This window comes from Halalkalibacter sp. HAAS-P013, from assembly GCF_056619925.1.
The window spans coordinates 305842-331119 of record NZ_JBWQTU010000001.1 but is presented as its reverse complement, the minus strand read 5'-3'; the positions used below and the strand labels follow the sequence as shown (position 1 = coordinate 331119).

Sequence of the window (25278 nt, the reverse complement as noted above, 5' to 3'; positions counted from 1 at the left end):
GAATGTCCCATTTTTCAAATATTAAACCAATACAGGATTGTTGGAAAGGTATAGCTTAATGGGCTATATTAAAATTTCACGTACTCTATTGTGGTAAGATTTGAAAAGAATAAAAACCGAACCTAAGAACATTCTATAATTGAGGTTAGCTAAGCTTAACCTCCTAAACCATATCCCATCAAGTTGATGTTGACATATACAATAGGAAATTTCACGATTCAAGTCACAGTAGATATGAATATCTACTGTGACAAGCACTCGTTCGAACCAGATTGTACTATGAAATATGATTCTTGAGTTTAGGTAATGGTTACGTTAGGGGAGAAGGTCTATGACTTTCTTCTCTTTTCTGTGTTAAAGAAAATAAAAAAAGAAGGGATGACCAACGCAATTGGTGGTCATCCCTTCAAACCAAACACCTTTCTCTCTCTATTCTCTGCGGCCGTATCGATTATTACGTTCCATAGACACCCCTCGTTTCATTTATGTTATAAATAACATTCTTGAAAATTCCGGAATGTGTACAATAGAATCACCTCAAACAATTGAGAATCGATTAGCTTTACTAGTAGTACCCTATGCGGTCGTAACGATTATTGTCTTTCACAGACACCCCTCATTTCATTTATGTTATAAATAACACTCTTGAAATTTCTGGATCCTGTTCAACGCAATCACCTCATTAAAGGATGATAAAATCGTTCACATACTATTTAGTAACTCTCTGCGGCCTTAACGATTATTGTCTTTCACAGACACCCCTCATTTCATTTTATGTTACAAAGAACATGTTTGAAATTCTTGGACTGTGTACAACGCAAACCACCTCAATTAGAGTTGATAAATCGTTCATCGAATTGATTAAGTTGGTGAATGGTGTGTGAGAAGCAATAACTGCTCCTCGGTTATTATGATGTCCGCTTTAGAAAAGAATATGCTTCTTTTTAAAAAATTTTTTCTTGATACAGCTAAAAAGTATGATTTTGTCAGAGATGGACAACCTGAAATTGTAGATTGTCAATTAGTTGAAGGGAGAATATGCTATGTCAGAACAATATAATAATCAAACAGGATTCAACGACATAAAACAAGTTGAGATGTCTGTACTGTCTGCAGAACATATGGTTGGTAAAGCGACTCGAAGTATGGATGAGGAGCAGCTTGAAGCTGCAACAAATGCGTTAAATGATGCAAAAGCACAATTACAAAGAGCAATGGCTCACCAAACAGGTGTTGACGAAGCTTTTTTTGAAATGTCACAAGAACTGATAGCCAAAGCGGATCATCAGCTAAAGGAAGCAAAGGAATAAAGTGAGTACAGAAATAATAAAAGGACGATTCGTTTGAAACGTCCTTTTTCCTATTTTATATATTTTCAGGATGATCAAGTTGTTCGAATTTAGGGTTTGAAAAATGTAAATAGCCTAAGTCTTCATCATAGTCGATCGTCATCCCATCCAAATACCAAAAGTCATCTTCAGTCACAAAAAAAGTGATGCCATTTTTTTTGATCTTATATGATGTTGGGGTTGGATCTGCTTTTATTACACCTACAGAAAACCCACCAGATCCGATCCCACCTACTCTTACAAAAAGTCTAAGTGAATCCCCTTGTTTTAGCGGTATCTCCTTTATATATAATGTTACGGCTGAATCAGTAATCGTTACATGCAATGGTTTCCCCTCCTCGTAAAAACAATATCATAGCAGTCGACATTTTTCTATAATTTGATTTATCGTGCAGGATAAACTTATTCGTATAGCGAAATGACTAAGGATGAAATTTAATATTTGAGTAAAGGTGGGACGTCCAAATATGACAGAACAAATACAAAAACTTGAAACAGAATTTAGGCAGTTTGTAAAGAAAATGGAGGATTATGGGCAAGCGCTTGCTCTATTAGCTTGGGACTCACGTACAGGTGCTCCGAAAAAGGGAGTATCGCAACGATCGGAAGTGATCGGTACATTGTCATCAGAAGTATTTGCTTTGTCCACTTCTGAAGAAATGGGCAATTATTTAAAAGCATTACGCGAGGAAAGTACATATAGTAAGTTATCGGATATCACAAAAAAGACAGTAGATGAGTGTCATAAGACATTTGAACGAAATGCCAAAATCCCAAAAGATGAATTTAAAGAATATGTCATGCTGCAATCTCAGTCAGAATCATTATGGGAAGAAGCAAAGGATAAGGCTGACTTTGAATTGTTCCGTCCCAACTTAGAAAAATTAGTGGAATTTAAAAAGAAATTTGTTGGTTATTGGGGTTACGAAGGGCATCCATACAACACATTATTAGATGATTATGAACCAGGTGTCTTTGTTGATACGATTGACAAAGTGTTTGGAGAGTTACGTGATCAACTAATTCCGTTAGTAAAAGGGGTGATGGAATCATCTCATCAGCCCAAAACAGATTTTCTTTTCAAGAAGTTCCCTAAAGAAAATCAACAGGCATTAAGTTTAGATATCCTAAAAGAAATTGGCTATGATTTTGAAGCTGGTCGTTTAGATGAGACCGTTCATCCGTTTGCAATTGGGATCAATCCTAATGATGTTCGTGTAACGACCAAATATAATGAAGATGATTTTCGTGTAGCGTTATTCGGAACGATTCATGAAGGCGGTCATGCTTTATATGAGCAAAATATTTCACAAGAATTAATCGGAACGCCGCTTGCTGATGGAACATCAATGGGGATTCATGAATCCCAATCGTTATTCTGGGAGAAATTCGTTGGGAAGAATTTTGGGTTCTGGGAGCGTAACTATGACTTATTAAAGAGCCATTCATCTGGTCAATTTGATGATGTTTCTTTAGAGGATTTCTATTTTGCTGTCAATCAAGCGAAGCAATCGCTTATTCGAATTGAAAGTGATGAGCTTACTTACTGTTTACATATCATTTTACGTTATGAACTTGAGAAAGCTCTTATGGAAGATAAGATTACGGTTGCTGAACTTCCACAAGCTTGGAACGACAAAATGGAGGAGTATTTAGGTATCCGTCCTTCTCATGATGGCGAGGGTGTTCTTCAAGATGTACATTGGTCGTTTGGGGCATTTGGTTACTTCCCATCATATGCACTTGGTTATATTTATTCAGCTCAAATAAAAGAAATGATGGAGAAGGATTTACCTAACTTTGATCAATTGGTGAAAGAAGGTGAGTTTGCTCCTATTCGTGAATGGTTAACGAATAAAGTTCACCAACATGGAAAAATGAAAAAGCCAGCTGAGATCATTAAAGATATTACAGGCGGGGGCATTGATTCTAAGCCCCTTGTTCGTTACCTGGAAGAAAAATATCGTAGATTATATAAGTTTTAGGTGAAAATGGTTGGATCTTAGTTTTTTTGGCAATACTATTGACACAATCTTTAGTTGGAGTGAAATAGCGTATGCGTATAGTTGAAATGCATCCAAGAGAAGAGAGTTCAGTAATAGCTTTAGAAACGGATCCACAAACTTATTTTCATGGTGAGGCGCAAATTCTTAGTTTAGCATTAGGAGAAAAGAAATATAGCTTCGTTTGTCACCAAGACGGTGTACAAGTAAAGAACAATGAAGTTAAGGCTCTATATGGTCCAGCTATCGTTTGTAGTGAAGCGTTACAAGGACTATCAGAACAAGAAGCGAGCCTCGTACAGCGATATTTGAATGAATTTCAGTTTGATTTATCCAATATATCTTGCATTGAACCAGACTAGGTTATGCAAAAGGGATAGAACATGGAGGTGACGAAAAGGGGAATTGAACCTTTTGGGTCACCTCCTTCTTTTTTTTGGTGAAACGAATTGTAGGAATAGATCGTTTTATTATAAAAAGCAGGAAGGTGAAAAGGTAATGTTACCGTTAACGAAAAAGGCTTGGAGCTCTTTCTTTAGTCCGTATTTTCCCAAAAAAAAGAAGCAAGTCAGTTTAACAGCTTTAGTGGAAGAAAAAGCAGATCTCTCAAGTGATGTATTTAAGGTAGAAGACCATTGGTTGTTACTTTGTAATAATATTTACGTTGATATACGAGATGCGTCTCTATTTGATGAAAATTTACGTGCCGTTAAGATTGATCAGATAAAAGAGGGGGATATAGTGGATGTATGGATAGAAGAGGGCGAAGTGATTCGAACGTATCCAGCATTAGCTACAGCTCGTATTGTTAAGAAAAAAAGTGATCTTCACGTAATCTGAAAGGAAAGACACGAAATGAAACGACTATGTTCAGTACTACTAATTGTCTCTTTTTTAGCTATTATGACTGTATTCACCTATATTGGGAAAGGAGAAGTCATTCCGCTTTATACTGAGGAGATTGAATCTTCTCCACACTAAACAAAGAAAATTCACCCTTGCTCCAAACGCTTTTGTCTAATTAGAAACGGAAGATAGAGGAGAAGAAACATCACAAAAGCAATAACTTCAAGGGAAAGAATATACCAAGGGTATGGTCCTAAGTAGTCAAGAATGCTCGGGTTTTGTGGTTTCCGAGCAAGAAACATATAATTGGCCCCCGTTGTGATATTAGTAAAGAATGCTATCAGGGCAAATAGGTTTAATACAAAAAATGATTTAAAGACTGATCTAAGTGTAATGCTTGCTCCTTCAACCCAAACCATATATAGAATAGATAAGATAATCGCATAATGAGCTATGAAAAAATGCAGAAAGCGAAAGTGAGGAAATGTATAAAATAATTCAGGTGTTATGAGTGCTTGCAAAGCACCTGCCAAACCAAAAAAATAAACAATTTCAAAAATAAAGCGCCTCTTCGTGATAAGCATAAATATACACAAATAGAGGCTTATTGTACATAGTTGTAAAGGTAAATTGAACCGAATATCCCAGAGTCCAACGGTAATACTCCATTTTATGATAGTTATTTCAGATAAGATTAAAGTGACAATAAGAATCAAGTGACCATATTTGTTGATAAACGAGAAATGACGGAATAAAAAAAGCAATAAAACGAGTACAGTGAAAAGAACTAACGTTGTTATATGAACAGGAGTAAGAAAGAGTCCGTCGTTCACATAAGACCCTCGTTCTAATATAGTTCCCACATTACGCCTCCTTTCCTCTTATATATTTCGTAGGCTTATTAAGTCGGTTTATTTGAAGTGTTTGAGGCAGCCATGCGTTTCTTCTTATTTGGTCGTTTGTCTGTATGTTGAAACCTAGATCGCTTATATTTTTTATATTGGTTTTGGATTTCTTTTTCGGACAATGTATTCTCTTCTAACTCAATACGGTCAATAAACTTAATAAAAAGTTGGGCTGTATTTATCGCATCATCAATTCCTCGGTGTGCTTTTCCGGTTGGTTCAATTCCTGCAATTTTCAAAGCATTTTTTAATCCTAATTGATTGTTAGGGTCTGCAGTTATTAATTTCCCGATAGGCTTTTGGATGTCATTGTAATTTCGTAGCCAACCTAGGTTTATCTTGCTTTGAGCAGCTTGATTAATAAAGTGTGCTTTGTCATCTTTGCCCCATGAACATAAATAATAGTCATCACCAAGCCAGCTAGCAAATTGTTGAATGGCTTCCTCGAATGATACGGCTTTATCTACATCCTCTTCTTTCATTTTAATGAATTTCCTTGTGCTTTTTGAGATATGACCTCGTTTTGGTAAAATATAGAGTTGGAACTGGTCAATAATTTCTTTTTTCTTAAGGTGAACTTTACAGGCCCCAATTTCAACGATTTCACTAGGCTGACCTTTTCTAAATCGTTTGATGAGTTCCAGATCAAATATGACGGCTACCAACAATCATCATCCTTTCATCATTCCTACTTATACTCTGTGCTTCAATGGCTATTTAAATGCAGATCATAAGCAGAGCATTCTCCTTTTATTAATAGTTATTTGAAAAGATAAAGTGAGAGGGTGTAAATTTTCTTTATTAATATGTAGTATGAGTTTGTTCTTCAGTCTTGTACAAGCCATTAGTTTGACAAAAGTAGTGGAAGGAAACGTCAGTGTTGTTACAGAAGTAATTCTTATAGCAGTAATATTATTTAAGATAAACGAGGCAAAACAAGGGAGGATGAATGAGGTGAACATTCAATTTCAAGCATTTGTATTAAATATAGTAGATGGAAAAACAAAGAGGGAAGTAAAGCAGTTATCGACGTCTGATTTACATACAGGAGATGTAACGATCCAAGTTCAGTATTCAAGTGTAAACTTTAAAGACGGATTGGCCACGATTCCAAATCAAATAATTCAGTCATATCCGCTTATTCCAGGAATAGATTTGGCGGGGACAGTAATTGAGTCAAAAGATGAACGGTTTTCTGAAGGAGACGAGGTCATTGTAACAAGTTATGAATTAGGGGTTTCTCATCACGGGGGGTTTAGCGAACTAGCATGTGTTCCAGCTGAATGGGTCGTTCCCCTACCTGAAGGATTAACTCTAAAAGAAGCAATGACCCTAGGGACGGCAGGATTTACAGCGGCTTTATCGATTCAGCGTTTAGAGGAAAATGGCTTAACTTCTGATCAGGGACCAGTACTTGTAACAGGAGCAACGGGTGGTGTAGGGAGTCTTGCTGTCGATATGTTAGCGAAATTAGGGTATGACGTCACTGCAAGTACAGGAAAAGAAGAGGAACACGACTATTTACGTCAATTAGGAGCATCAACTGTACTTCATCGTAACGATTTAGTTGCCGAAGATAAAAAAGTGTTACGAAAGCAGCTCTTTTCGGCTGCGGTTGATCCAGTCGGAGGAAAAACGCTGGAATTTGTTCTTGCGTCACTTAAATACGGTGGTTCTGTTGCTAATAGTGGCTTAACGGGTGGAACGAAGGTCGAGGCGACGGTGTTTCCATTCATATTAAGAGGAGTAAATTGGTTAGGAATTGATTCCGTTTATTGTCCAATGAACACACGAGTGAAGGTGTGGAATCGTTTAGCATCTGATTTGAAACCAGTACATTTACATAATGAACTTGTTACAGAAGTTTCATTAGATCAATTACCAGAAGTGTTGGACAAAATTGTTGCAGGGAAAATTCGTGGAAGGACTATTGTAAAGCTATAGTTGTCTGCTAAAAAAATCAAGTGATTTAACACATATTTCAATCCCTTCAAGGTTAATTTATCTTTGTACCATAAATATCTAATCTTTAGGAGGAATGAAATATGTTTCAACAACCAAATCAAATGAGTTCAATGACACCCATGAACATGTCATCAATGACAGGGCAATTACAGCAGATGTTACACCAAATGCAGCAAATGGAACAACAACATGCTTCTCAATTAAAACAAATTACTAGCCAGCTTCAACAAATTGCTCAGCATGAAGGGATGGCAGGTCAACAAATTCAACAACTTTCTCACATGTGTAACCAATTAATTCAAGAAAATCAGCGCTTATCTCAAACACATTCCATGCAATCTACTTCAATGCAACCTACACATATGCAACCATCGACACATAGTACGAACCATATGAATATGAATCATATGAATCAAACACCTAATCAATTTCAATAACTTCTAGATATAACATACCTTTACACATTTGGTGTTATAAGGCTGTCTCAAAAGCTAGGAACAGAGAAGCAATGTCACCATTCGCGACTAATCGCCTTGAGGGGAAAACCTCTCCTCTCAAGGCCTATAAAAAAATGTAGCGCCTCCTCACATTGCTTTTCAAGATGTCAAAACCATACCTTTTGAAATCAAATCCATTAGTACACCATTTCAATATCATGATAATATTTAAATTCCAAAAGGTTATTTGCAGGATCGATTAAAAAGAACATAATGTGTTCCTCTTGCTTTCCTTTAAAGCGAGTAGTTGGCTCTAAATAGAACGGTAGGGAGTTCTTTTTGGCTAAATCAAGAAGTTGATCAAATTCTTCTTTATTAATAAGAGTGAGTCCGAAATGTCGTGGGTACATCTTTGGTGATAAGTCAATGTCGTTTGGATTTAAGTGACACACCACTTGATCTCCAAAAAAATTAAAGGTTACCCGGTCATCATACCTTCTTGCTAATTTACAGCCTAATTTCTCATAAAAGTCTACTGTTTCATCTAACTCCTTACAAGGGATCGCAAGGTGAAACAACTTGTTTGTCTCTCTCATTTTTCTAACTCCTTAATATCAAATAAATTAAATGTATCAGAGCGTAGTCCTAATCGAAGAGTTTCCAATGAAATGGTGTCATGAAAAGGGATATTTGCAAGGTTCACATTTGATCCAAGTAGTTGTATGAAGAATGTTTGCATCTTTTTAGTTGGGGCTTCAAAAATGATATCCTCTTTATTAATGGAAGAGGCAAGTATCTCCTCAATAACGTGATAGCGCATGTCTCCATTACTTTGACAAATGCCACTTGTACCACTTTCTCTTGCTTCTGTCATTACTTTTGTTGATCCCGCATCCAAATCCTCGTGTAATTGTTCAATCCATTCAGATGTACAAAAATTATCGGATTTTTCCGAATTTTTACTTCCGACCTCGCTGAAAACATGAAAGTCTGCTGAGAACTCAGATATATATTTTGCTTTTTCTTTATTTGAAAGATCGATCGTACCGTTAGAGATCTCAATGTATTTACAGTTGTGCATTTTACAATAATCATAATATTGTTCAATTTTATTTTGACTTAGAAACTTCTCAAAAAGGGTGCCGCCAAAAAAGTAATGAATGCTATGTTCCAATAAACAGTTTAATTTTTCTTGAAGTTGTTTCGTTATGAGAGACGTCCCCCAGCCAAATTTAACAAAGTCGACCAATTCAGGGGAGCTAGCGATTGTGTCTTTAAATGCATGTAGTGATAACCCGTTATCGATCAACACAGTGAGTCCTTTTGTTCTCGGTTTTAATTGTCTTTCAGGAAGAATTAATCCAGAAGTTGATGTAACATTCATACGTTTTTCCTCTCAATCACTGGTATTTTTCTGTTTTTGTTCACTTCCATTATAAAATGGCTGTTATGTTCCATTGAGCAAAAGCTAATATCCTCAGGATCAAAATCTAAATTGGCTTCTTCATCAAAGAATTTCTGTGTAACGTGTGAGTGAATGATTCTAGTTACAACTTCTTTTGCTGTGATCGTATTTGATCCTATAATTACGTTTTTTATATATTCTGCACAGGCTAAATCATCATCTCCAGTAGGATGAGAAGCAATGATATTAACGATGAGCTTTTTGTCGGCTAATGAATATAACTCCTTAACATATTCGGCTGTACATTTTGCGTTTGAAAAGCCAGTAACTAAGAGGTGTTTCGTATTTAAAGAGTGTAGTGTTGCTTTTACACCATTTGTTGTTTTTTGAACAAGCGTTTTATCAGTCAACCTTTCCTGTGAAATTTGTTTAGGAGAGTTACCTAAGTCAAATCCTTTTATCGCAATGCCGTGTTCTTCGCCAGCTAGTAAGTAGTGTGGGTGTGTTTTTTTTAATTCTTTTGCCTCATCAGTCGACCCAACAAGTAGTATGTTTCTTACTCCACCTAAAAAGGCATAATGAGCTACTGTGAAAGCACGTATGACGTCAATAACAATATTGACATCTGATTGTTCCAACTCGATATTATTTCCCTGGTAGATGGCAATAGTCATTTTATATCTCTCCTAGAGGCTTAGTGTCAAGGTTACTATATTCGCCTAGCAAAAGAGTTGTTACTAAAAACTGTCTGCATCATCTATTGTAATTAAGGAAGTGAGCTTCTTGTAGTAAGATGAAGATAATACGTTGTATTCAACGTCACATTTAAAATGGGAGTGTGTAACAATGACAAAATCAATGATTTATCGGAAACGCATATAGAAAATGCAGTTAAGGCAATGTATCATGCGAAAAGAAAAGGCAAAAATCATTATCAATTTTATACAGAAGATCTGAGCGATGTTCAATCTCGTACGTTTGATATCTTTGAAAAAATATTTAAAAGTGTTTCAAAAATGAGAAATTAGGGGAGACGAAATGTAAATTTTATTACATTTACTGTATTTTGTCACATTTTTGAATAGCTTGAATAGAATGGAGCTACTAACGAATAAAAAAGTTAGTAGCTTTTTTTATTGCATTGAAAAGGTGTGTTTACCTTTTTTGTACTTGTGTTGATCATTTTTGTCTAAAAAGTGAAATGACCGATTATTTTAATGAGATATATTCTGACGAAAGGTTTGAGGGGACGACCATATGAGATATAAGATTTAAAAAAGAACTGAAATAAAAGGTCAATCTTTTATTATAAATTGGATTTAAAAAGAAAGGTGTGATTTCTTTGATTGAACACTACTTAAAGGAACGGTTTGGGATTGTTAAGGAGGACATTTTGGTATCTCCATTGACAAACAAAAAAGCAACGGTCAAAGAAGTCTTACGCAGGATTGAACAAAGAGGACATGCGGATCGAGTATTAAAAAAGATTAAATCCATTCAGTCTTTAGGGAGAAAAGGGGTTATTGTTTATCTAACCGGGCAGTTTGAACTGGATCAAGGAAAAATATAAAAAGCAGAGGGGACTGTCTTAAAAGCTAGTAACAAAGGTGGCAATGGCTCCGTTCACTACGCGCCTTTTAGAGGAGAACCCCACTCCTCTAAAAGGCTTTTAAAAGGTGTAGGTGCACAATGCTTCAGGGTTTTGATAGTAAAAAGAGTAACAGAAACCAATCTATCGATGGAAGGATAGTGGTTTGCTGTTACTCATTATTTCGCTATTTCGTTACTTATTCAGATTGATCATTTTTCTTTGCCTTAAAGAGGTCCTTTAAAGAAGTCTTTGCTACTACTTTTTGATCTTCTTTTTTTTCATTCTTGTTTTCCTTGTGCGCATACCATGAAATAATCTTCAATTTAAGCACCACCGTTCATTGTTTTAATTATTTTATATACGCTTTGTCCAAGTATATGAGTATAGGAGATTAATATGACAAAAAAGTAGTATTACTAGATTTCTAGGACAACTCTTTCGAACAAGCAACACGACCTGAAAAGAACGTAGCCCCTCCACCCATATCGGATAGACGGTCAGGTGTTAAGGCATTGACAAGTTGCTTCTTACCAGGCATATCAGCCCATAAGCCTTGACTGACAAGAACACCAGGAAGAACATTTTTTCCTACTGCGGTCATTAATTCACATTCGCCTTGATTATTCCAGATTCGAATCATGTCACCGTCTGCAATTCCGAGCTTTTGTGCATCCAATTGATTCATATGAACTTTAGGTTCTTTTTCTAACGATATGTGCTTATCGTTATTGGAAAATGTTGAATTTAAGAAATTATGATTCGGGCCAGGAACAAATAGAAATGGAAACTCGCCGTCGTTTACCAAAGGAATGTGTGTCGGTAGACCAGGATATCCATCTTTGACCATAGTCTCTGAATAAAGCTCAATTTTTCGACTTGGTGTAGTAAGGTCAAGTAAGGAAAATGGCTTTCGATCTGCTTTGATATACAGTTTTTCATCTAATTCATCATACTGTACATGTTTTAAGTAAGGATTTTCTGGATGATGGACAGCTTGACGAACTAATTCCTCGTCTGAGTCTTGTAAGGTATCTTCTGTAAAACCCATGGCTCTTGCTAACAAGCGGAATACCTCAGTGTTTGACTTACTATCTCCAAAGGGTTCTACAATAGGCTTTTGCATATGAATGTAATGATGCCAATAAGACGTATAGAAATCCGTGTTCTCAAAAGCTGAAGTGGCTGGTAATACTAAGTCAGCAAACGCTGCTGTCTCTGTTAAAAATAAGTCATGAACAACGGTAAACAAATCCTCCCGTGCCAATCCTTCACGCACTTTGTTACTATCAGGTGTGACGACTGCAGGATTGCAATTATAAATAAAAAGTGACCTTACAGGAGGAGATGTGTCTAGTAACGTTTTTCCTAGTTCATTCATGTTAAACACGCGAGTTTGTTTATTTTTTAGCAGATCTGGTCGCTGCAATGATGCCGAATTGTGAGACAAAAACCCTGAATTTGATTTGAGCGCACCACCGCCTTTTTCAAGCCATGCTCCTGTTAGGGCTGGCAAACATGAAATCGTCCGTACAATCATCCCGCCATTATCGTGGTGCTGTAACCCATTCCCGATACGAATAAGGGAGGGGGAGGTGGTACCGTACATACGAGATAATCTATAAATGTCATCAACTGGGACACCAGTAATCACAGAAACCGTTTCAGGATCATATTGTTTTACGTGCTGTTCTAATTGTTGATATCCAACTGTGTATTCTTCCAAAAATGGTTGATTAACTAACTTTTCTTTGAAAAGTATATGCATCATTCCAAGAGCTAGCGCGCTATCTGTACCTGGAACAATCGGAATAAACCAATCAGCCATTTTGCCTGTTTGATTTTTATGGACATCAATGACGATGATTTTCGCCCCATTTTTGCGAGCTTTTTGAGCCAGCATCATTTGGTGCATGTTAGTGCTTACAGCATTGATCCCCCATAAAATAAAAAGTTTCGTTTCCGTTGTTTCCTCAGGATCTGTTCCATATGCTCCACCCATCGTATAGCGATAGCCTACAGACCCTGCAGTTTGGCAGATCGTCCGGTCAAGCTGACTGGCGCCTAGTCGATGAAAAAAGCGACGATCCATTCCTTCTGCATTGATGTTACCCATATTTCCATAGAAGCTGTAAGGAAGGATTGACTCAGGTCCTTCGTTTTCAATTAATTTTTTCCATTTTGAAACAATGATTTCGATGGCTTCCTCCCAAGAAATAGGAGTAAAGTTCCCTTCCCCTTTAGCACCGGCACGTTTTAGCGGAGTCGTTAGTCGTTTTGGATCATAGAGACGTTCTGTCATATGTCGAACTTTATTGCAAATCGCTCCTTGTGTAACAGGGTGATTGGGATCACCCTCAATCTTGACAATTTTTCCCGCTTTTTTATGTACTAATAGTCCGCACTGGTCTGGACAATCTAAAGAACAGACTGATGGGAAAATTCCATCTACTTTTGATACAAATGATGTCATGGTTTTAACCCTTTCCAAAATGAAGTTAGTAGATTATATCATTTAATTGAATAGTAGAAAAGTTTAAGAGGCAACTAAAAAAGGTGATTTTCCCTTTTTCAGTTGCCTCTATGCAATGAGCGGAACCGTTGCAACTTTTTTAAGCCTGATATGAGTGGGTTTCTCATAGCAGACGCGCAACGTGTGGAGCCATTGCTGCTTCCTCGAATCTGCTAAAAAGGACTTTTTCAATGGCCTCAACTGTTATTGGGTAATTTCTTTATTTAACAAAAAGCAGCTCCTACAATAACAAGTAGGATGAAAAGCACAACGATTAACGCAAATCCGCTACCACCTGTGCCGTAGTAACCCATGTGGAATACCTCCTTTTTGAGTTGCTATACTACACTCTATGATGACATGCTGAATTTGATTGGGCAGGGGACTATATAATGAAAAATAAAACGAGTGCCTAGTGATCATAAGCCAATCAAATATATGGGAGCCTGATCATTTGAAAAAGTTATGATAAAATAAAGGAAATGAAACTAGAGGGGTTTATCATGCATATCGATCATTTAAAAATATTTGTCACTGTTGTAGAGTTGAAGCATTTTTCAAAAGCGGCAAAGGTTCTAAATTTATCACAGCCAAATGTCAGTCTTCATATTCGTAATCTCGAGAGTGAATTGGAAACAACGTTGTTTATTCGTTCACCGAAACAGGTAAAAGTAACAGCTGCAGGAGAGATGTTTTATATTAAGGCAAGACAAATGTTATCTCTTTATGAAGAAGCAAAGCAGGAAATTGCCGATCAACACCATATTGTTCAAGGTACGATCAAAATTGGGGCTAGTTTTACGATAGGAGAATACATCCTTCCGAGAGTCCTTGCTGAATACGCGAACGATCACCCTAAGGTCAATGTTGAAGTAATGGTTGGAAATACAGAAGAAGTCATGGAGAAAACACGGACAAATGAATTAGATATTAGCTTAATTGAAGGAGAAGTTAGCGATCAGGAAGTAGAAGTTGTTCCGTTCATGGATGATGAAATGATTATAATTGCTTCAAGTTCCCATCCATTAGCACAAGTCAGTGTAGTAAGCCCTGACTTATTACAAAATCAAGTATGGATATTAAGAGAGAGTGGATCTGGAACAAGGGCGTTCAGTAACCAACTGATTCAGCATCTAGAATTACAAATGAAGCGTTCCTTTGTCTTTAGTAGCAGCCAAGGAATTAAAGAGGCTGTTTCTGCAGGACTTGGTATAGCGATGATTTCACGCTTAACTGTAAGGAAGGAATTAGAATTAGGTGAGCTAAAGGAAATCAATATTGCAAACCAGAGGTTCACACGAAAACTATCTATTATAAAAGGGAAACATGATTTTGTCTCACGAGCGCATGATTTATTTATCGAGAAAATACTAAATATAAAAAAAATGTAAAAATCGAGCCACGATGAGTAGCAAGGTGTTCTTTGCAAGTCTTCTATGAGAAAGCCACTCATAGAAGGCTTTTTTAAATATATAAAATCGATAAGCGGGGGAACTAACAAATGGCATAACTTAACCTTTCCCCTCTCCTCTGTAAAATAAAACAAATTTTTTTGAAAAGTTGTGATTTTTTTGCAGGAATAAACATAAATTGGTCGAATTTAAGTATGTGTAAGGGAAACGAATACATTTTTTTGTCGCAGGAGGAGTAAAAGATGAGAGAAGTAGTCATTGTAAGTGCAGTACGTACGCCAGTTGGGACATTCGGTGGTTCATTAGCGAGTGTATCAGCAGTTGATTTAGGGGTTGTCGCAACAAAAGAAGCAATCAAACGAGCAAATATTGATCCAGAACTAGTAGATGAAGTATTAATTGGAAACATCTTGTCAGCTGGTCTTGGCCAAAACGTAGCACGTCAAGTTGCTATTAATGCCGGCTTACCGGAAACTACGCCAGCTACAGCGATTAATAAATTATGTGGTTCAGGTCTTCGTACGGTTAGTATGGGAGCGCAATTTATTGCTTTAGGCGATGCAGATGTAGTTTTAGCTGGTGGAATTGAGAGCATGAGTAACGCTCCTTATGTTCTTCCAAATGCACGTTGGGGTCAACGTATGGGACATGGTCAGTTAATGGATACAATGATTCACGATGCTTTAACAGACAAATTTAATGATTTTCATATGGGCGTAACTGCTGAAAACATTGCAGAACAATGGGAATTAAGCAGAGAAATGCAAGATGAGTTTGCCCTACATAGTCAACATAAGGCAGAAAAAGCACAAAAAGAGGGCCGCTTTAAAGATGAAATCGTTCCAGTTGAAATCCCGCAAAGAAGAGGCGAGCCTACTGTAATTGATACAGATGAGCATCCAAAGCATGGTCTAACTATTGAAAAGCTTGCTAAGCTACGTCCTGCCTTTAAGAAGGATGGTACGGTTACTGCAGGGAATGCATCTGGAATTAACGATGGAGCAGCGATGGTCGTCTTAATGGCAAAAGAAAAAGCAGAAGAGCTAGGACTTGAGCCATTAGCGACAATTAAATCATACGGAAATGCAGGACTTGATCCAAAAATTATGGGATATGGGCCTGTACCAGCAACGAAACAAGCTCTAGAGCGTGCTGGACTAACAGTTGAAGATTTAGATTTAATCGAAGCTAACGAAGCATTTGCTGCACAATCATTAGCTGTCGTAAAAGATCTTGGCTTAGATCCTGAAAAGGTAAATGTAAACGGTGGTGCGATTGCGTTAGGTCACCCTGTAGGTGCATCTGGTACACGTGTATTAGTAACATTGTTACATGAAATGCAACGTAGAGATGCGAAGCGCGGATTAGCTACGCTTTGTATTGGCGGCGGTCAAGGAACAGCACTTATTGTTGAACGTTAATAGTATGAGAAAAGGACTCAAATAATAGAAGTCCTATTGTCGAGAAACCCCCACTTTTATAAAGTGGGGGTTTCTCATGATTTGATTTTTCGCTTCTATATCGGTTAGTTTTAATCGGTTTAAACACTTCAAAGATACAAGATGTCCCAAACCTAAATAATCGAGTACTTCACGTGAAAAATAGGGATGTCTCAAAAGGTCTGTTTTTGACCTTTTGAGACATCCCCGAAGCAATGAGCGAAGTCGCTACATCTTTTGAAAGCCTTGAGAGGAGTGGGTTTCTCCTCTCAAGGCGCGTAGCGAACGTAGCCATTGCCACCTCTGTTCCGGACTTTTGGAGCAGCCTATGCTCATAAAAGCCTAAACAGCAGTGATGCTCAGAAATATGGTTCCTAATTGTGTGAATTAAATTTATGAACTAAATTGAATCTAGTGATTACTTTTTAAGCTAAACACACTCTAGTACTCAAAATCCTATGACCTGTATGAGTACATTTTTACTTTTTGAGACAAGAGAACAAAAATAATTTCAGTAATTGCATAGAATAGAAATAAAACATATTCAGGAGGTGACTTCTTAAATGGCTAGTCAAAATAAGTATACTGATACTAAGAGGCAACGTCGTAGAGGAAAATATAGAAAGTATAGGTTAATGAAGCAAAACAAAGAGCTGGCAGCATATTTACCTGAAACGCAGTTTTTTAGTAAACAAACATTATGGAAGATGCTTGAAAAATATCGTGAGGTCATTGTGAAGCCCAATTATGGGAGTTTTGGCAAGAAAGTTATTAAAATATCCTTTCTCGGAGAGGGGAAATATGAAATACACCAAGGACAAAACCGGTTTATGTTTAGTAGTAAAGCAGAAACATATAGTTTTTTAAATGCAACTTACCTTGATAATAAACGCTATATCATTCAAAGGTTTATTCCTTTCGCTACAATAAGAAATTGTCCTTTTGATATTCGTGTAATGGTTCAAAGAAAAATAGGAAGTGATAGATGGGTTGTAACGGGGTTAGCTGCAAAGGTAGCTGCTAGTAGGTATGTTATAACAAATGCGGCACAAATAATTTCATCTATAGAAGAAGCTATTGAACAGTCTACAATCAATTGTCAGGGTACAGTAGCTAAGATAAAAAGAATTTCTCTCATGGCTGTTACTAGTATAAAACACCGATATAGAAAATGTCGTACGATAGGCTTAGATGTTGGATTAGACGAAAAAGGAAGGATTTGGGTCATTGAAGCTAATTTAAAACCTTCAATTTCCTTATTTAAAGTATTAAATGATTTACCAACGCTTCAAAAAATAGAACAATATCGAAGGGGATAAGAATAAAAGATTAGTCTGAATAAAGACTAATCAATATAGGACTATAGCTTTGCTTGGCGGAACTTACTACCATTTGTATCAACTACTCTATGGCTTGATCTACAAATTAAATGGTAGTATATTTCTGAACAAAGAAAGTCACAAGATATGAGTAGGAGCGTACTTATGATCGGATCAGACATTTATTAGTATTACATTGAGCGGAATGTATAAAAAGTCTTCTAACCGAAAGAGGAACATGGTATGATGATATAGAATTAATGAATGAGTACTCACTCAAAAGAGAGGGGAGAGGTTGTGAAGGGAAAAGCAGTCATTGTAACAGGTGGAAGCAATGGAATGGGAAAGGCTATGGCCAAACGATTTGCAGAACAAGGAGCTTTTGTGACGATAAGTGGGCGAGATCAGGAAAAATTGGAACGAGCAAAACAAGAAATTGAGACGTTTGATGGACAAGTGTTACCAATCGTCATGGATGTTCGTGACCCAGAAAAAGTCCAATTGATGGTCAGTCAAACGAAGGAGAAGTTTGGAACGGTTGACTACCTTGTCAACAATGCAGCAGGAAATTTTCTCGTCCCAGCAGAGCAGTTATCTCTAAACGGTTGGAACTCTGTTATTGATATTGTCTTAAATGGAACATGGTATTGCACACAAGCGGTAGCCAAAGAGTGGATTAATGAGAAAAAGTCTGGGAGCATCATTAATATTGTCGCAACATACGCTTGGACAGCTGGCCCGGGTGTCGTTCACTCCGCTAGTGCAAAGGCAGGTGTATTAGCTATGACGAGATCGCTTGCTGTTGAATGGGGAAGCAAATATGGAATACGCGTCAATGCAATAGCACCAGGACCAATTGAAGGAACTGGAGGAGTCGATAAGTTGGTTGCGAATGAAAGCGTGCACAAAAAAATTATAGAAGGAATTCCGGCAAAACGATTTGGTAAAGTAGAAGAAGTAGCCGGAGTCGCTGCATTTCTCTTCTCAGAAGAAGCCCGTTATATTAACGGAGATTGCATTACCATCGATGGCGCGCAATGGTTAAGTGGAGCTTCTTATAAGTTATAAAAAGTGAGGCCTAAAATTTACGGACTCCCGTTATATTGCTCAAAGTACTTTACCAAATCTTTGAGCACATAACGGATCCGTTGCCAACTTGTATTTTCTAACTTTATAAAGGATGGTATTCATTAGCGTGTTTTGTATGAATGGCTAATTTGTAGATTTTTTCATTTAGATACTTACGATCAAGCTCCAATATCTCTTCTTTTTTGATTCCTTGCTGTATATAGCGAGAGAATTGCCATACCATCTTTTTTATTCTTGTCTCATTTTGTGAGGCGATTAATTGTAAGGAGTCGATCATAGCAGCAACAACAGATACATCCTCGATCCCGTAATGCCTGATTTGGTAATAGCAACGATATAAATAGTCTTCAAAATGTCGCTGTTTGACTATGACACGTAAGCTTTCGTACTTATCGTTGTAATAAGAACGATGAAGGTTCTTTTTTGCTAACACTTTCAGGATGCGAGCTAGTGCACGAATGCCGCTAATGGCCGTATTAGGGTCATTCGTACCTGGAGATAACGCTCGTAAAGTAATTTCAACAAGCTTTGTAAGGCCAAAATCAATGTCTTGAATGGTCGCTCGTTCTTCTCCAACATGAAACAAATCTTGATAAGTAGCCTGATCTACGTTGCTTTTCTTACTTCCCCAAAACGAAAGGATGGTCGAGCCTTCTTCAATAAAATCACCAAGGCCAACTTCAACTTTGGTAATGATATCGTCATCACTTGCTTGCTCAACTAATTTGTCGATTTCAACAACAAGTAAATACCCAGATTTATCAGACTGAATGTAGGTAGGTTCAACTAAATTCAGCTCTTCACTCTCCCAATCTTTCCATGGCTCGTCCGCAGCTTCAATCATCTCATCTTCATAATTGGAATGAATCGATTTAATTGTATTTCGCGTAATGTGATGAATTAAATTGCTCACTTGAATCCATCTCCCTACATGATGGACAAAAAATACAAAAAAGCCTACACAAATGATCGCATACAAAACAGCTAACGTCGGTGAGAGAAACAAAACTTGCTCATTTGTTTCTCGAATAAATAACAACAAAATCAAGGCATATACAAACCCACCAATGAAAACGCCAAGAATTCGCTGTGTGTTGTCATCCGTTAAAAAATCCTGCATCGTACGTGGAGAAAATTGTGATAAGTAGGTCGTAAGTACGACCATAATCGTTGAAAATGAAATAGTTGTCATCGTCAACAATGAAGAAGCAATCGTACTTAACAGAGTTTGAGCCAATCCAATGTCAACGATAAAAAATACAGGCAAAAAATCATTGCTTACATACATATCAAATAGAACGCTCAAGAAGGCGAGTAAGACAGAGATGAGTCCATATAATGCCGGGATAAACCAAAATTGTGAGCGCAACATAAGCCATGTAGGACGATTTTTCATGGAAAACAACCTCCCTCAAGAATGTATTACGTATTATTTTTTGTTATTTTGTCAAAATTAAACATTTATCTTTACTTTCATGCAGGAAAATGAGCCAATCATGCGGAAACATGTGAAGAGTGAAAATGAATAAAGGAGTGTTAAGATGGCTATTCAATACCCAAGTAATGAAGAAGTGAAGCAATTATTACAAGAAAGCAAACGAATTGCAGTTGTCGGTCTTTCTGCAAATCCAGAGCGCACGTCATATATGGTGTCAGAAGCGATGCAAAAAGCAGGCTATGAAATCATCCCGGTCAATCCTACAGCAGATGAAGTACTAGGGGTAAAAGCGGTTAAATCACTTAAAGAAATTGAAGGAGATATTGACATTGTTAATGTTTTTAGAAGAAGTGAGTTTCTCCCGGAAGTAGCGCGCGAAACGATTGAAGTGGGTGCTAAGTCATTTTGGGCACAGCTCGGCCTTGAAAACGAAGAGGCATACGATATGTTGACTGAAAATGGAATTCAAACGGTCATGAATCGCTGCATAAAAGTCGAACATGCAAAGTGGAAATAGCTCAATACGAAACAGTGGAAAAATAGGAAGAAGAAGTACTGAAAAAAGGTGATAAATCACCTAATGATCAGTAGTTTTATCTACTAGCAATGGCTCTGCACGTTGCCGCCTTCTATGAGAAACCCACTCATAGAAGGTTTTTTAAAATATTACATAATCGATTAGAATAGGAAAAATGGATTCTTTTCTCGTCTAAACAATGAACACTTAATACTCATTGATTCAAGGCTACTGAAAAAGGTTACCATTATGAGGGCACTGAAAAAGTCCTTTTTAGCAGATTCGAGGAAGCAGCAATGGCTCCACACGTTGCGCGCCTGCTATGAGAAAACCACTCATAGCAGGCTTTAAGACAAAGCAACGGTTCCGCTCATTGCTTAAAGGCCATTGAAAAAGGTCAAAACCATACCTTTTTCAGTGGCCTCTACCATTATCCTTTTTCAGTAGCCTTTCGGAGCTCACCCTTTTCTTTTCAGAATGTTAAAGAAAAGGCAGGATAATCGAAAAGAGGTTGCGAATACAGAAATAACCGCTACAATAGATAAAGCAGCACTGTTCGATAAATAGAAACATTTGTTCGTTTGTGCTACAATACGAAAAGTAGCATGTTGAAAGGAGTACCAACTTTGGCTAAGAAACAACATTTGGATTATAACGATGATGCAATACAAGTATTAGAAGGGTTAGAGGCAGTTAGAAAGCGTCCGGGGATGTACATCGGGAGTACAGACGCTCGTGGTCTCCATCACCTTGTCTATGAAATAGTTGATAACTCCGTTGACGAAGCACTTGCTGGACACGGATCATACATAAATGTTACGGTACACCGCGACAATAGTATTTCTGTTAGTGATGAAGGTCGAGGCATGCCAACAGGGATGCATAAGTCCGGGAAACCAACACCAGAAGTTATTCTTACAGTCTTGCATGCCGGTGGGAAATTCGGCCAAGGAGGCTATGCGACGAGTGGAGGTCTGCATGGGGTAGGGGCTTCGGTCGTAAATGCCTTATCTGAATGGCTCGTTGTTGAAATTAAGCGAGATGGGCAAGTATATAAGCAACGATTTGAAAATGGCGGTAAACCTGCAACAACACTAGAAAAGACAGGGAAGACGCGCAAGTCAGGCACAACGATTCATTTTAAACCAGACACAACTATTTTTAGCGCAACAACGTATAACTTCGAAACGTTAACAGAACGATTACGTGAAGCGGCATTCCTCTTAAAAGGACTAAAAATTGAACTAATCGATTTACGTGGCGAAGGCTCACAGCAAGAATTTTATTTTGAAAATGGAATTGAAGCGTTTGTTGAATATTTAAACGAGGACAAAGAAACGTTAAGTCCTGTTGTCTTTTTCTCGGGGGAGCAAAACGATATTGAAGTTGAATTCGCTTTCCAATTTAACGATGGTTATACAGAAAATGTCCTTTCTTTCGTTAACAATGTTCGTACGAAAGATGGTGGAACGCATGAACTTGGTGCAAAAGCAGCGATGACACGCGCTGTAAATGAATATGCACGTAAAGTGAAATTGTTAAAAGAAAGAGATAAGAATTTAGATGGATCAGATATTCGCGAAGGTTTCACTTCAATCATTTCCGTTCGCGTACCTGAAGCAAAGCTTCAATTCGAGGGACAAACAAAAGGAAAGCTCGGTACAACTGAAGCACGGTCGGCAGTAGATAGCGTCGTTTCTGAGAAGCTTTCCTATTTCTTTGAGGAAAATCCTGATGTCAGTACAATGCTGATAAAGAAAGCTGTAAAAGCTGCACAAGCACGTGAAGCGGCAAGAAAAGCACGTGAAGATGCTAGAAATGGAAAAAAGAGCAAGCGAAAAGACGTCCTATTAAGTGGAAAGCTCACACCAGCTCAATCGAAAAATCCACAACGAAATGAACTTTATTTAGTTGAGGGTGACTCTGCTGGCGGGTCGGCTAAACAAGGACGAGACCGAAAGTTCCAAGCCGTTTTACCTTTACGCGGGAAAGTTATTAATACAGAAAAAGCAAAGCTTGAAGATATTATGAAAAATGAAGAAATCCGCACGATTATTCATACGATTGGTGCAGGCGTTGGCTCTGATTTCACGTTAGAAGATGTCAATTATGATAAGATCGTCATTATGACCGATGCGGATACAGATGGAGCGCACATTCAAGTCCTTTTGCTAACATTCTTTTATCGTTATATGCGTCCGTTGTATGATGCAGGGAAAGTATACATCGCCTTGCCACCACTTTATAAAATCAGTAAAGGCAGCGGAAAAAAAGAAATAATCGAATATGCGTGGGATGAGCGTGAACTTGATAAAGTGACGAAAAAAGTCGGTCGTGGCTATACATTACAACGTTATAAAGGTTTAGGTGAAATGAATGCGACTCAGCTTTGGGAAACAACGATGGATCCAGAAACGAGAACGTTAATTCGAGTGAAGCTAGATGACGCAGCACGTGCTGAAAAGCGTGTCACGACATTAATGGGAGATAAAGTAGAACCTAGACGAAAATGGATTGAGTCTCATGTTGCATTTGGGATGGAAGAAGACTCAAACATCTTAGAAAACGAAAACTTAGCAATTATTGAGGAGGAGTAAGCTTGGCACAAACAGAGCGTTACTTAGACCTTCCCTTAGAAGAAGTCATCGGCGATCGATTTGGTCGCTATAGTAAATACATTATTCAAGAGCGTGCGTTACCTGATGCAAGAGACGGTTTAAAGCCCGTACAACGAAGAATTTTATATGCAATGTACAAAGATGGAAATACAGCAGATAAACCATTCCGAAAATCAGCGAAAACCGTTGGTAACGTCATCGGTAACTATCACCCACACGGTGATTCATCTGTGTATGAAGCGATGATTCGAATGAGTCAGGAATGGAAGGTTCGTAACCTGTTAGTTGATATGCACGGAAACAACGGATCAATTGACGGCGATCCACCGGCAGCGATGCGTTATACAGAAGCGAGATTATCGAGAATCGCATCTCAGCTTCTGCGCGACATTGATCGCGATACTGTTGACTACATTCCTAACTTTGATGATACAGAGGATGAGCCAGTTGTCCTTCCAGCCATGTTTCCGAATTTGCTCGTCAATGGCTCAACAGGAATCTCTTCTGGTTATGCAACGGACATCCCTCCGCATCATTTAGGGGAGATTATTGACGGTGTTATCATGCAAATGGAAAAGCCGAGTACAACGCTTGATGATCTGTTACATGTCATTAAAGGCCCTGATTTTCCTACAGGAGGAATCGTTCAAGGTCTCGATGGCATACGTCAAGCATACCGTACTGGAAAAGGAAAGGTCGTCGTTAGGGCAAAAACAGAAGTGGAAGAGCTTCGCGGAGGCCGTGAGCAAATCGTTATCACGGAAATTCCATTTGAAGTCGTTAAGTCTAACTTAGTGAAAAAAATGGATGAACTTCGCTTTGATAAGAAAGTAGACGGAATTGCAGAAGTTCGAGATGATACCGACCGTACTGGCTTACGGATCGTCGTTGAGTTGAAAAAAGAAGCGGATGCAAATGCAATCTTAAACTATCTATTAAAAAATACTGATTTACAAGTTACATATAATTTCAACATGGTAGCCATCGCCAACAAAGCTCCGAAATTAATGGGACTTCAAGCACTAATACAAGCATATATTGACCACCAAAAGCTTGTATTCACAAGACGTGCCAAATACGATCTAAATAAAGCGTTGGATCGTCAACATATTGTTCAAGGGCTAATTAAGGCGATTTCGATCCTTGACGAAGTTATTGCAACGATTCGTGCGTCAAAAGATAAAAAGAATGCGAAAGATAACCTTATTGCACAATTTGAATTTACAGAAGCACAAGCAGAGGCAATTGTTACATTGCAACTATACCGTTTAACAAATACGGATATTACAACACTTGAAGAAGAAGCAGCTGAGCTAGAGCGCCGCATTCATGAGCTAGAAGCGATTCTTGGCAGTGAGAAAAAGCTTATTCAAGTTATTAAGAGCAATCTTCAAACGATTAAGAAAGAGTTTGCTGACCCTAGACGTACGGTCATTAAAGAAGAAATCGAGGAAATCAAAATCAACATGGATGTCCTCATTGCATCTGAAGACGTCATGGTTACCGTTACAAAAGAAGGCTATGTGAAACGAACAAGCATCCGTTCATATGGCGCATCAAATGGGGAGAATCCCGGGATGAAGGAAGGAGATTACCTTCTTGGGCATTTTGAAATTAACACAACAGAAATATTGTTATTGTTTACAAAGTCCGGAAACTATCTCTATATTCCAGTTCACCAGCTCCCAGATATCCGTTGGAAAGACAATGGTCAACATGTAGCCAACCTTGTTAGCGGGTACAACTCAGATGATGAAATTATTAAAGCATTGCCAGTTAAAGAGTTTAAAGAAGAGCAATCGCTCCTATTTATAACGAAAAATGGGATGGCGAAAAAGTCACAATTGTCCCTTTATCAAGCTCAACGTTTCTCGAAGCCTTTAATGGCCTTAAAGTTGAAAGAAAATGATGAAGTGGTAGCTTGTATGTTAACAAATGGAAATGAAGAATTGCTTATCGCAACCCATTTAGGATACGGGCTCTGGCTCGGTGAAGAAGAAATTAACCTAGTTGGCCAAAGAGCAGCTGGTGTCAAAGCAATTAATTTAAAGGAAGAAGACCATGTTGTCGATGCGTCCACATTCCTAGCAGATGATAAGAAAGTTGAATTTATCATCGTCACACAGCGTGGAGCGGTGAAAAAGGTACCAATTACCGAATTTGATAAGTCGAGTAGAGCCAAACGCGGACTTGTCATGTTACGTGAATTAAAATCAAATCCACATCGAGTCATCGCATGCAAACGAGTGAAAGACCAAGCTGAAATGTTTGTAGTTGTCACTGATAAGAATCATGAAGAAACATTGGAAGTAGCTAACTATCGAAATAGTGATCGTTATAGCAATGGATCGTTCCTTGTTGACGTTTCAACTAGTGGCAATGTGATTGAAGTTCGAGAAGAGATTGATACAACACTTAAAAACGACGAGGATTAAT

At 37.9% G+C, this 25278-nt stretch carries 25 protein-coding genes; 15 read left to right on the top strand and 10 right to left on the bottom strand.

What is annotated here, in order from left to right:
• The first annotated feature begins 1043 nt into the window (after nucleotides 1–1043).
• Complete coding sequence (locus AC1FXP_RS01790) at nucleotides 1044–1310, top strand: DUF2564 family protein (RefSeq protein WP_480058239.1); 267 nt, start codon at nucleotides 1044–1046, stop codon at nucleotides 1308–1310.
• A 55-nt stretch (nucleotides 1311–1365) separates the two neighbouring features.
• On the opposite strand, the gene AC1FXP_RS01785 is transcribed toward AC1FXP_RS01790, so the two are convergent.
• The gene (locus AC1FXP_RS01785) at nucleotides 1366–1674 is read right to left on the bottom strand and encodes a HesB/YadR/YfhF family protein (RefSeq protein WP_332632838.1); all 309 of its coding nucleotides are present in this window, start codon (nucleotides 1672–1674) and stop codon (nucleotides 1366–1368) included.
• 142 nt (nucleotides 1675–1816) lie between these two features.
• Between AC1FXP_RS01785 and AC1FXP_RS01780 the strand changes: the two genes are divergently transcribed.
• From AC1FXP_RS01780 to AC1FXP_RS01765, 4 genes are all read left to right on the top strand, one after another.
• Nucleotides 1817–3334, top strand: a complete 1518-nt coding sequence (locus AC1FXP_RS01780; RefSeq protein WP_480058237.1) for a carboxypeptidase M32 — start codon at nucleotides 1817–1819, stop codon at nucleotides 3332–3334.
• Nucleotides 3335–3405: 71 nt separating this feature from the next.
• Nucleotides 3406–3714, top strand: a complete 309-nt coding sequence (locus AC1FXP_RS01775; protein WP_480058235.1) for a hypothetical protein — start codon at nucleotides 3406–3408, stop codon at nucleotides 3712–3714.
• A 136-nt stretch (nucleotides 3715–3850) separates the two neighbouring features.
• A complete protein-coding gene (locus AC1FXP_RS01770) occupies nucleotides 3851–4192 on the top strand; it encodes a hypothetical protein (RefSeq protein WP_480058233.1) in 342 nt (113 codons plus the stop codon).
• A 15-nt stretch (nucleotides 4193–4207) separates the two neighbouring features.
• Complete coding sequence (locus AC1FXP_RS01765; RefSeq protein WP_480058232.1) at nucleotides 4208–4333, top strand: hypothetical protein; 126 nt, start codon at nucleotides 4208–4210, stop codon at nucleotides 4331–4333.
• An 11-nt stretch (nucleotides 4334–4344) separates the two neighbouring features.
• On the opposite strand, the gene AC1FXP_RS01760 is transcribed toward AC1FXP_RS01765, so the two are convergent.
• Both AC1FXP_RS01760 and AC1FXP_RS01755 read right to left on the bottom strand, forming a co-directional pair.
• A complete protein-coding gene (locus AC1FXP_RS01760) occupies nucleotides 4345–5061 on the bottom strand; it encodes a YwaF family protein (protein ID WP_480058230.1) in 717 nt (238 codons plus the stop codon).
• 38 nt (nucleotides 5062–5099) lie between these two features.
• Nucleotides 5100–5768, bottom strand: coding sequence for a 3'-5' exonuclease (locus AC1FXP_RS01755; protein WP_480058229.1), 669 nt, complete (start codon nucleotides 5766–5768; stop codon nucleotides 5100–5102).
• 289 nt (nucleotides 5769–6057) lie between these two features.
• Between AC1FXP_RS01755 and AC1FXP_RS01750 the strand changes: the two genes are divergently transcribed.
• Nucleotides 6058–7047, top strand: a complete 990-nt coding sequence (locus AC1FXP_RS01750) for an acrylyl-CoA reductase family protein (RefSeq protein ID WP_480058227.1) — start codon at nucleotides 6058–6060, stop codon at nucleotides 7045–7047.
• Nucleotides 7048–7148: 101 nt separating this feature from the next.
• The gene (locus AC1FXP_RS01745) at nucleotides 7149–7505 is read left to right on the top strand and encodes a hypothetical protein (RefSeq protein WP_480058225.1); all 357 of its coding nucleotides are present in this window, start codon (nucleotides 7149–7151) and stop codon (nucleotides 7503–7505) included.
• A gap of 197 nt (nucleotides 7506–7702) precedes the next feature.
• Here the strand turns inward: AC1FXP_RS01745 and AC1FXP_RS01740 are convergent, their stop codons facing one another.
• Genes AC1FXP_RS01740 through AC1FXP_RS01730 form a run of 3 tightly spaced genes read right to left on the bottom strand, consistent with a single transcriptional unit; the run spans nucleotide 7703 to nucleotide 9584 of the window.
• Nucleotides 7703–8101, bottom strand: a complete 399-nt coding sequence (locus AC1FXP_RS01740; protein WP_480058223.1) for a VOC family protein — start codon at nucleotides 8099–8101, stop codon at nucleotides 7703–7705.
• Nucleotides 8098–8889, bottom strand: coding sequence for a phosphosulfolactate synthase (locus AC1FXP_RS01735; RefSeq protein ID WP_480058221.1), 792 nt, complete (start codon nucleotides 8887–8889; stop codon nucleotides 8098–8100). The genes AC1FXP_RS01740 and AC1FXP_RS01735 overlap by 4 nt, the downstream gene beginning before the upstream one ends.
• Nucleotides 8886–9584, bottom strand: coding sequence for a 2-phosphosulfolactate phosphatase (locus AC1FXP_RS01730; RefSeq protein WP_480058219.1), 699 nt, complete (start codon nucleotides 9582–9584; stop codon nucleotides 8886–8888). The genes AC1FXP_RS01735 and AC1FXP_RS01730 overlap by 4 nt, the downstream gene beginning before the upstream one ends.
• A gap of 668 nt (nucleotides 9585–10252) precedes the next feature.
• On the opposite strand from AC1FXP_RS01730, the gene AC1FXP_RS01725 reads away from it, so the two are divergent.
• The gene (locus tag AC1FXP_RS01725; protein WP_480058218.1) at nucleotides 10253–10480 is read left to right on the top strand and encodes a hypothetical protein; all 228 of its coding nucleotides are present in this window, start codon (nucleotides 10253–10255) and stop codon (nucleotides 10478–10480) included.
• 217 nt (nucleotides 10481–10697) lie between these two features.
• Here the strand turns inward: AC1FXP_RS01725 and AC1FXP_RS01720 are convergent, their stop codons facing one another.
• The 3 genes from AC1FXP_RS01720 to AC1FXP_RS01710 form a co-directional block, all read right to left on the bottom strand.
• A complete protein-coding gene (locus AC1FXP_RS01720) occupies nucleotides 10698–10823 on the bottom strand; it encodes a hypothetical protein (protein WP_480058216.1) in 126 nt (41 codons plus the stop codon).
• Between the two features lie 102 nt (nucleotides 10824–10925).
• Nucleotides 10926–12971, bottom strand: coding sequence for a molybdopterin oxidoreductase family protein (locus tag AC1FXP_RS01715; RefSeq protein ID WP_480058214.1), 2046 nt, complete (start codon nucleotides 12969–12971; stop codon nucleotides 10926–10928).
• A 263-nt stretch (nucleotides 12972–13234) separates the two neighbouring features.
• On the bottom strand, nucleotides 13235–13324 hold the full coding sequence (locus AC1FXP_RS01710) for a YjcZ family sporulation protein (protein WP_480058212.1): 90 nt from the start codon (nucleotides 13322–13324) through the stop codon (nucleotides 13235–13237).
• Between the two features lie 189 nt (nucleotides 13325–13513).
• Between AC1FXP_RS01710 and AC1FXP_RS01705 the strand changes: the two genes are divergently transcribed.
• The 4 genes from AC1FXP_RS01705 to fadH all read left to right on the top strand — a co-directional run bounded on the left by AC1FXP_RS01705 (nucleotide 13514) and on the right by fadH (nucleotide 18248).
• Nucleotides 13514–14401 carry a LysR family transcriptional regulator gene (locus tag AC1FXP_RS01705; protein ID WP_480058210.1) on the top strand — a complete coding sequence of 296 codons (888 nt, stop codon included), beginning with the start codon at nucleotides 13514–13516 and terminating at the stop codon, nucleotides 14399–14401.
• Between the two features lie 263 nt (nucleotides 14402–14664).
• Nucleotides 14665–15843, top strand: a complete 1179-nt coding sequence (locus AC1FXP_RS01700; RefSeq protein WP_480058209.1) for an acetyl-CoA C-acetyltransferase — start codon at nucleotides 14665–14667, stop codon at nucleotides 15841–15843.
• Nucleotides 15844–16424: 581 nt separating this feature from the next.
• Entirely contained in the window at nucleotides 16425–17180 is a 756-nt protein-coding gene (locus AC1FXP_RS01695) for a YheC/YheD family protein (protein ID WP_480058207.1), read from the top strand.
• A gap of 297 nt (nucleotides 17181–17477) precedes the next feature.
• On the top strand, nucleotides 17478–18248 hold the full coding sequence (gene fadH / locus AC1FXP_RS01690) for a 2,4-dienoyl-CoA reductase (protein ID WP_480058205.1): 771 nt from the start codon (nucleotides 17478–17480) through the stop codon (nucleotides 18246–18248).
• Between the two features lie 103 nt (nucleotides 18249–18351).
• On the opposite strand, the gene AC1FXP_RS01685 is transcribed toward fadH, so the two are convergent.
• A complete protein-coding gene (locus AC1FXP_RS01685) occupies nucleotides 18352–19665 on the bottom strand; it encodes a DUF2254 domain-containing protein (RefSeq protein ID WP_480058203.1) in 1314 nt (437 codons plus the stop codon).
• Between the two features lie 145 nt (nucleotides 19666–19810).
• Here AC1FXP_RS01685 and AC1FXP_RS01680 point away from each other — a divergent pair, with 145 nt between their 5' ends.
• The 3 genes from AC1FXP_RS01680 (at nucleotide 19811) to parC (ending at nucleotide 25277) form a co-directional block, all read left to right on the top strand.
• Complete coding sequence (locus tag AC1FXP_RS01680) at nucleotides 19811–20224, top strand: CoA-binding protein (protein ID WP_480058201.1); 414 nt, start codon at nucleotides 19811–19813, stop codon at nucleotides 20222–20224.
• Nucleotides 20225–20850: 626 nt separating this feature from the next.
• Nucleotides 20851–22821, top strand: coding sequence for a DNA topoisomerase IV subunit B (parE, locus tag AC1FXP_RS01675; RefSeq protein WP_480058199.1), 1971 nt, complete (start codon nucleotides 20851–20853; stop codon nucleotides 22819–22821).
• 2 nt (nucleotides 22822–22823) lie between these two features.
• Complete coding sequence (parC, locus tag AC1FXP_RS01670) at nucleotides 22824–25277, top strand: DNA topoisomerase IV subunit A (protein ID WP_480058197.1); 2454 nt, start codon at nucleotides 22824–22826, stop codon at nucleotides 25275–25277.
• Nucleotide 25278: the final 1 nt, after the last annotated feature.

Excerpts from the sequence above, each read along its gene's own strand:
- AC1FXP_RS01790 (WP_480058239.1), top strand. The coding sequence starts at position 1,044 with ATGTCAGAACAATATAATAATCAAACAGGATTCAACGACATAAAACAA.
- AC1FXP_RS01780 (WP_480058237.1), top strand. The coding sequence starts at position 1,817 with ATGACAGAACAAATACAAAAACTTGAAACAGAATTTAGGCAGTTTGTA.
- AC1FXP_RS01775 (WP_480058235.1), top strand. The coding sequence starts at position 3,406 with ATGCGTATAGTTGAAATGCATCCAAGAGAAGAGAGTTCAGTAATAGCT.
- AC1FXP_RS01770 (WP_480058233.1), top strand. The coding sequence starts at position 3,851 with ATGTTACCGTTAACGAAAAAGGCTTGGAGCTCTTTCTTTAGTCCGTAT.
- AC1FXP_RS01765 (WP_480058232.1), top strand. The coding sequence starts at position 4,208 with ATGAAACGACTATGTTCAGTACTACTAATTGTCTCTTTTTTAGCTATT.
- AC1FXP_RS01745 (WP_480058225.1), top strand. The coding sequence starts at position 7,149 with ATGTTTCAACAACCAAATCAAATGAGTTCAATGACACCCATGAACATG.
- AC1FXP_RS01740 (WP_480058223.1), bottom strand. The coding sequence starts at position 8,101 with ATGAGAGAGACAAACAAGTTGTTTCACCTTGCGATCCCTTGTAAGGAG.
- AC1FXP_RS01735 (WP_480058221.1), bottom strand. The coding sequence starts at position 8,889 with ATGAATGTTACATCAACTTCTGGATTAATTCTTCCTGAAAGACAATTA.
- AC1FXP_RS01730 (WP_480058219.1), bottom strand. The coding sequence starts at position 9,584 with ATGACTATTGCCATCTACCAGGGAAATAATATCGAGTTGGAACAATCA.
- AC1FXP_RS01715 (WP_480058214.1), bottom strand. The coding sequence starts at position 12,971 with ATGACATCATTTGTATCAAAAGTAGATGGAATTTTCCCATCAGTCTGT.
- AC1FXP_RS01710 (WP_480058212.1), bottom strand. The coding sequence starts at position 13,324 with ATGGGTTACTACGGCACAGGTGGTAGCGGATTTGCGTTAATCGTTGTG.
- AC1FXP_RS01705 (WP_480058210.1), top strand. The coding sequence starts at position 13,514 with ATGCATATCGATCATTTAAAAATATTTGTCACTGTTGTAGAGTTGAAG.
- AC1FXP_RS01700 (WP_480058209.1), top strand. The coding sequence starts at position 14,665 with ATGAGAGAAGTAGTCATTGTAAGTGCAGTACGTACGCCAGTTGGGACA.
- AC1FXP_RS01695 (WP_480058207.1), top strand. The coding sequence starts at position 16,425 with ATGGCTAGTCAAAATAAGTATACTGATACTAAGAGGCAACGTCGTAGA.
- AC1FXP_RS01685 (WP_480058203.1), bottom strand. The coding sequence starts at position 19,665 with ATGAAAAATCGTCCTACATGGCTTATGTTGCGCTCACAATTTTGGTTT.
- AC1FXP_RS01680 (WP_480058201.1), top strand. The coding sequence starts at position 19,811 with ATGGCTATTCAATACCCAAGTAATGAAGAAGTGAAGCAATTATTACAA.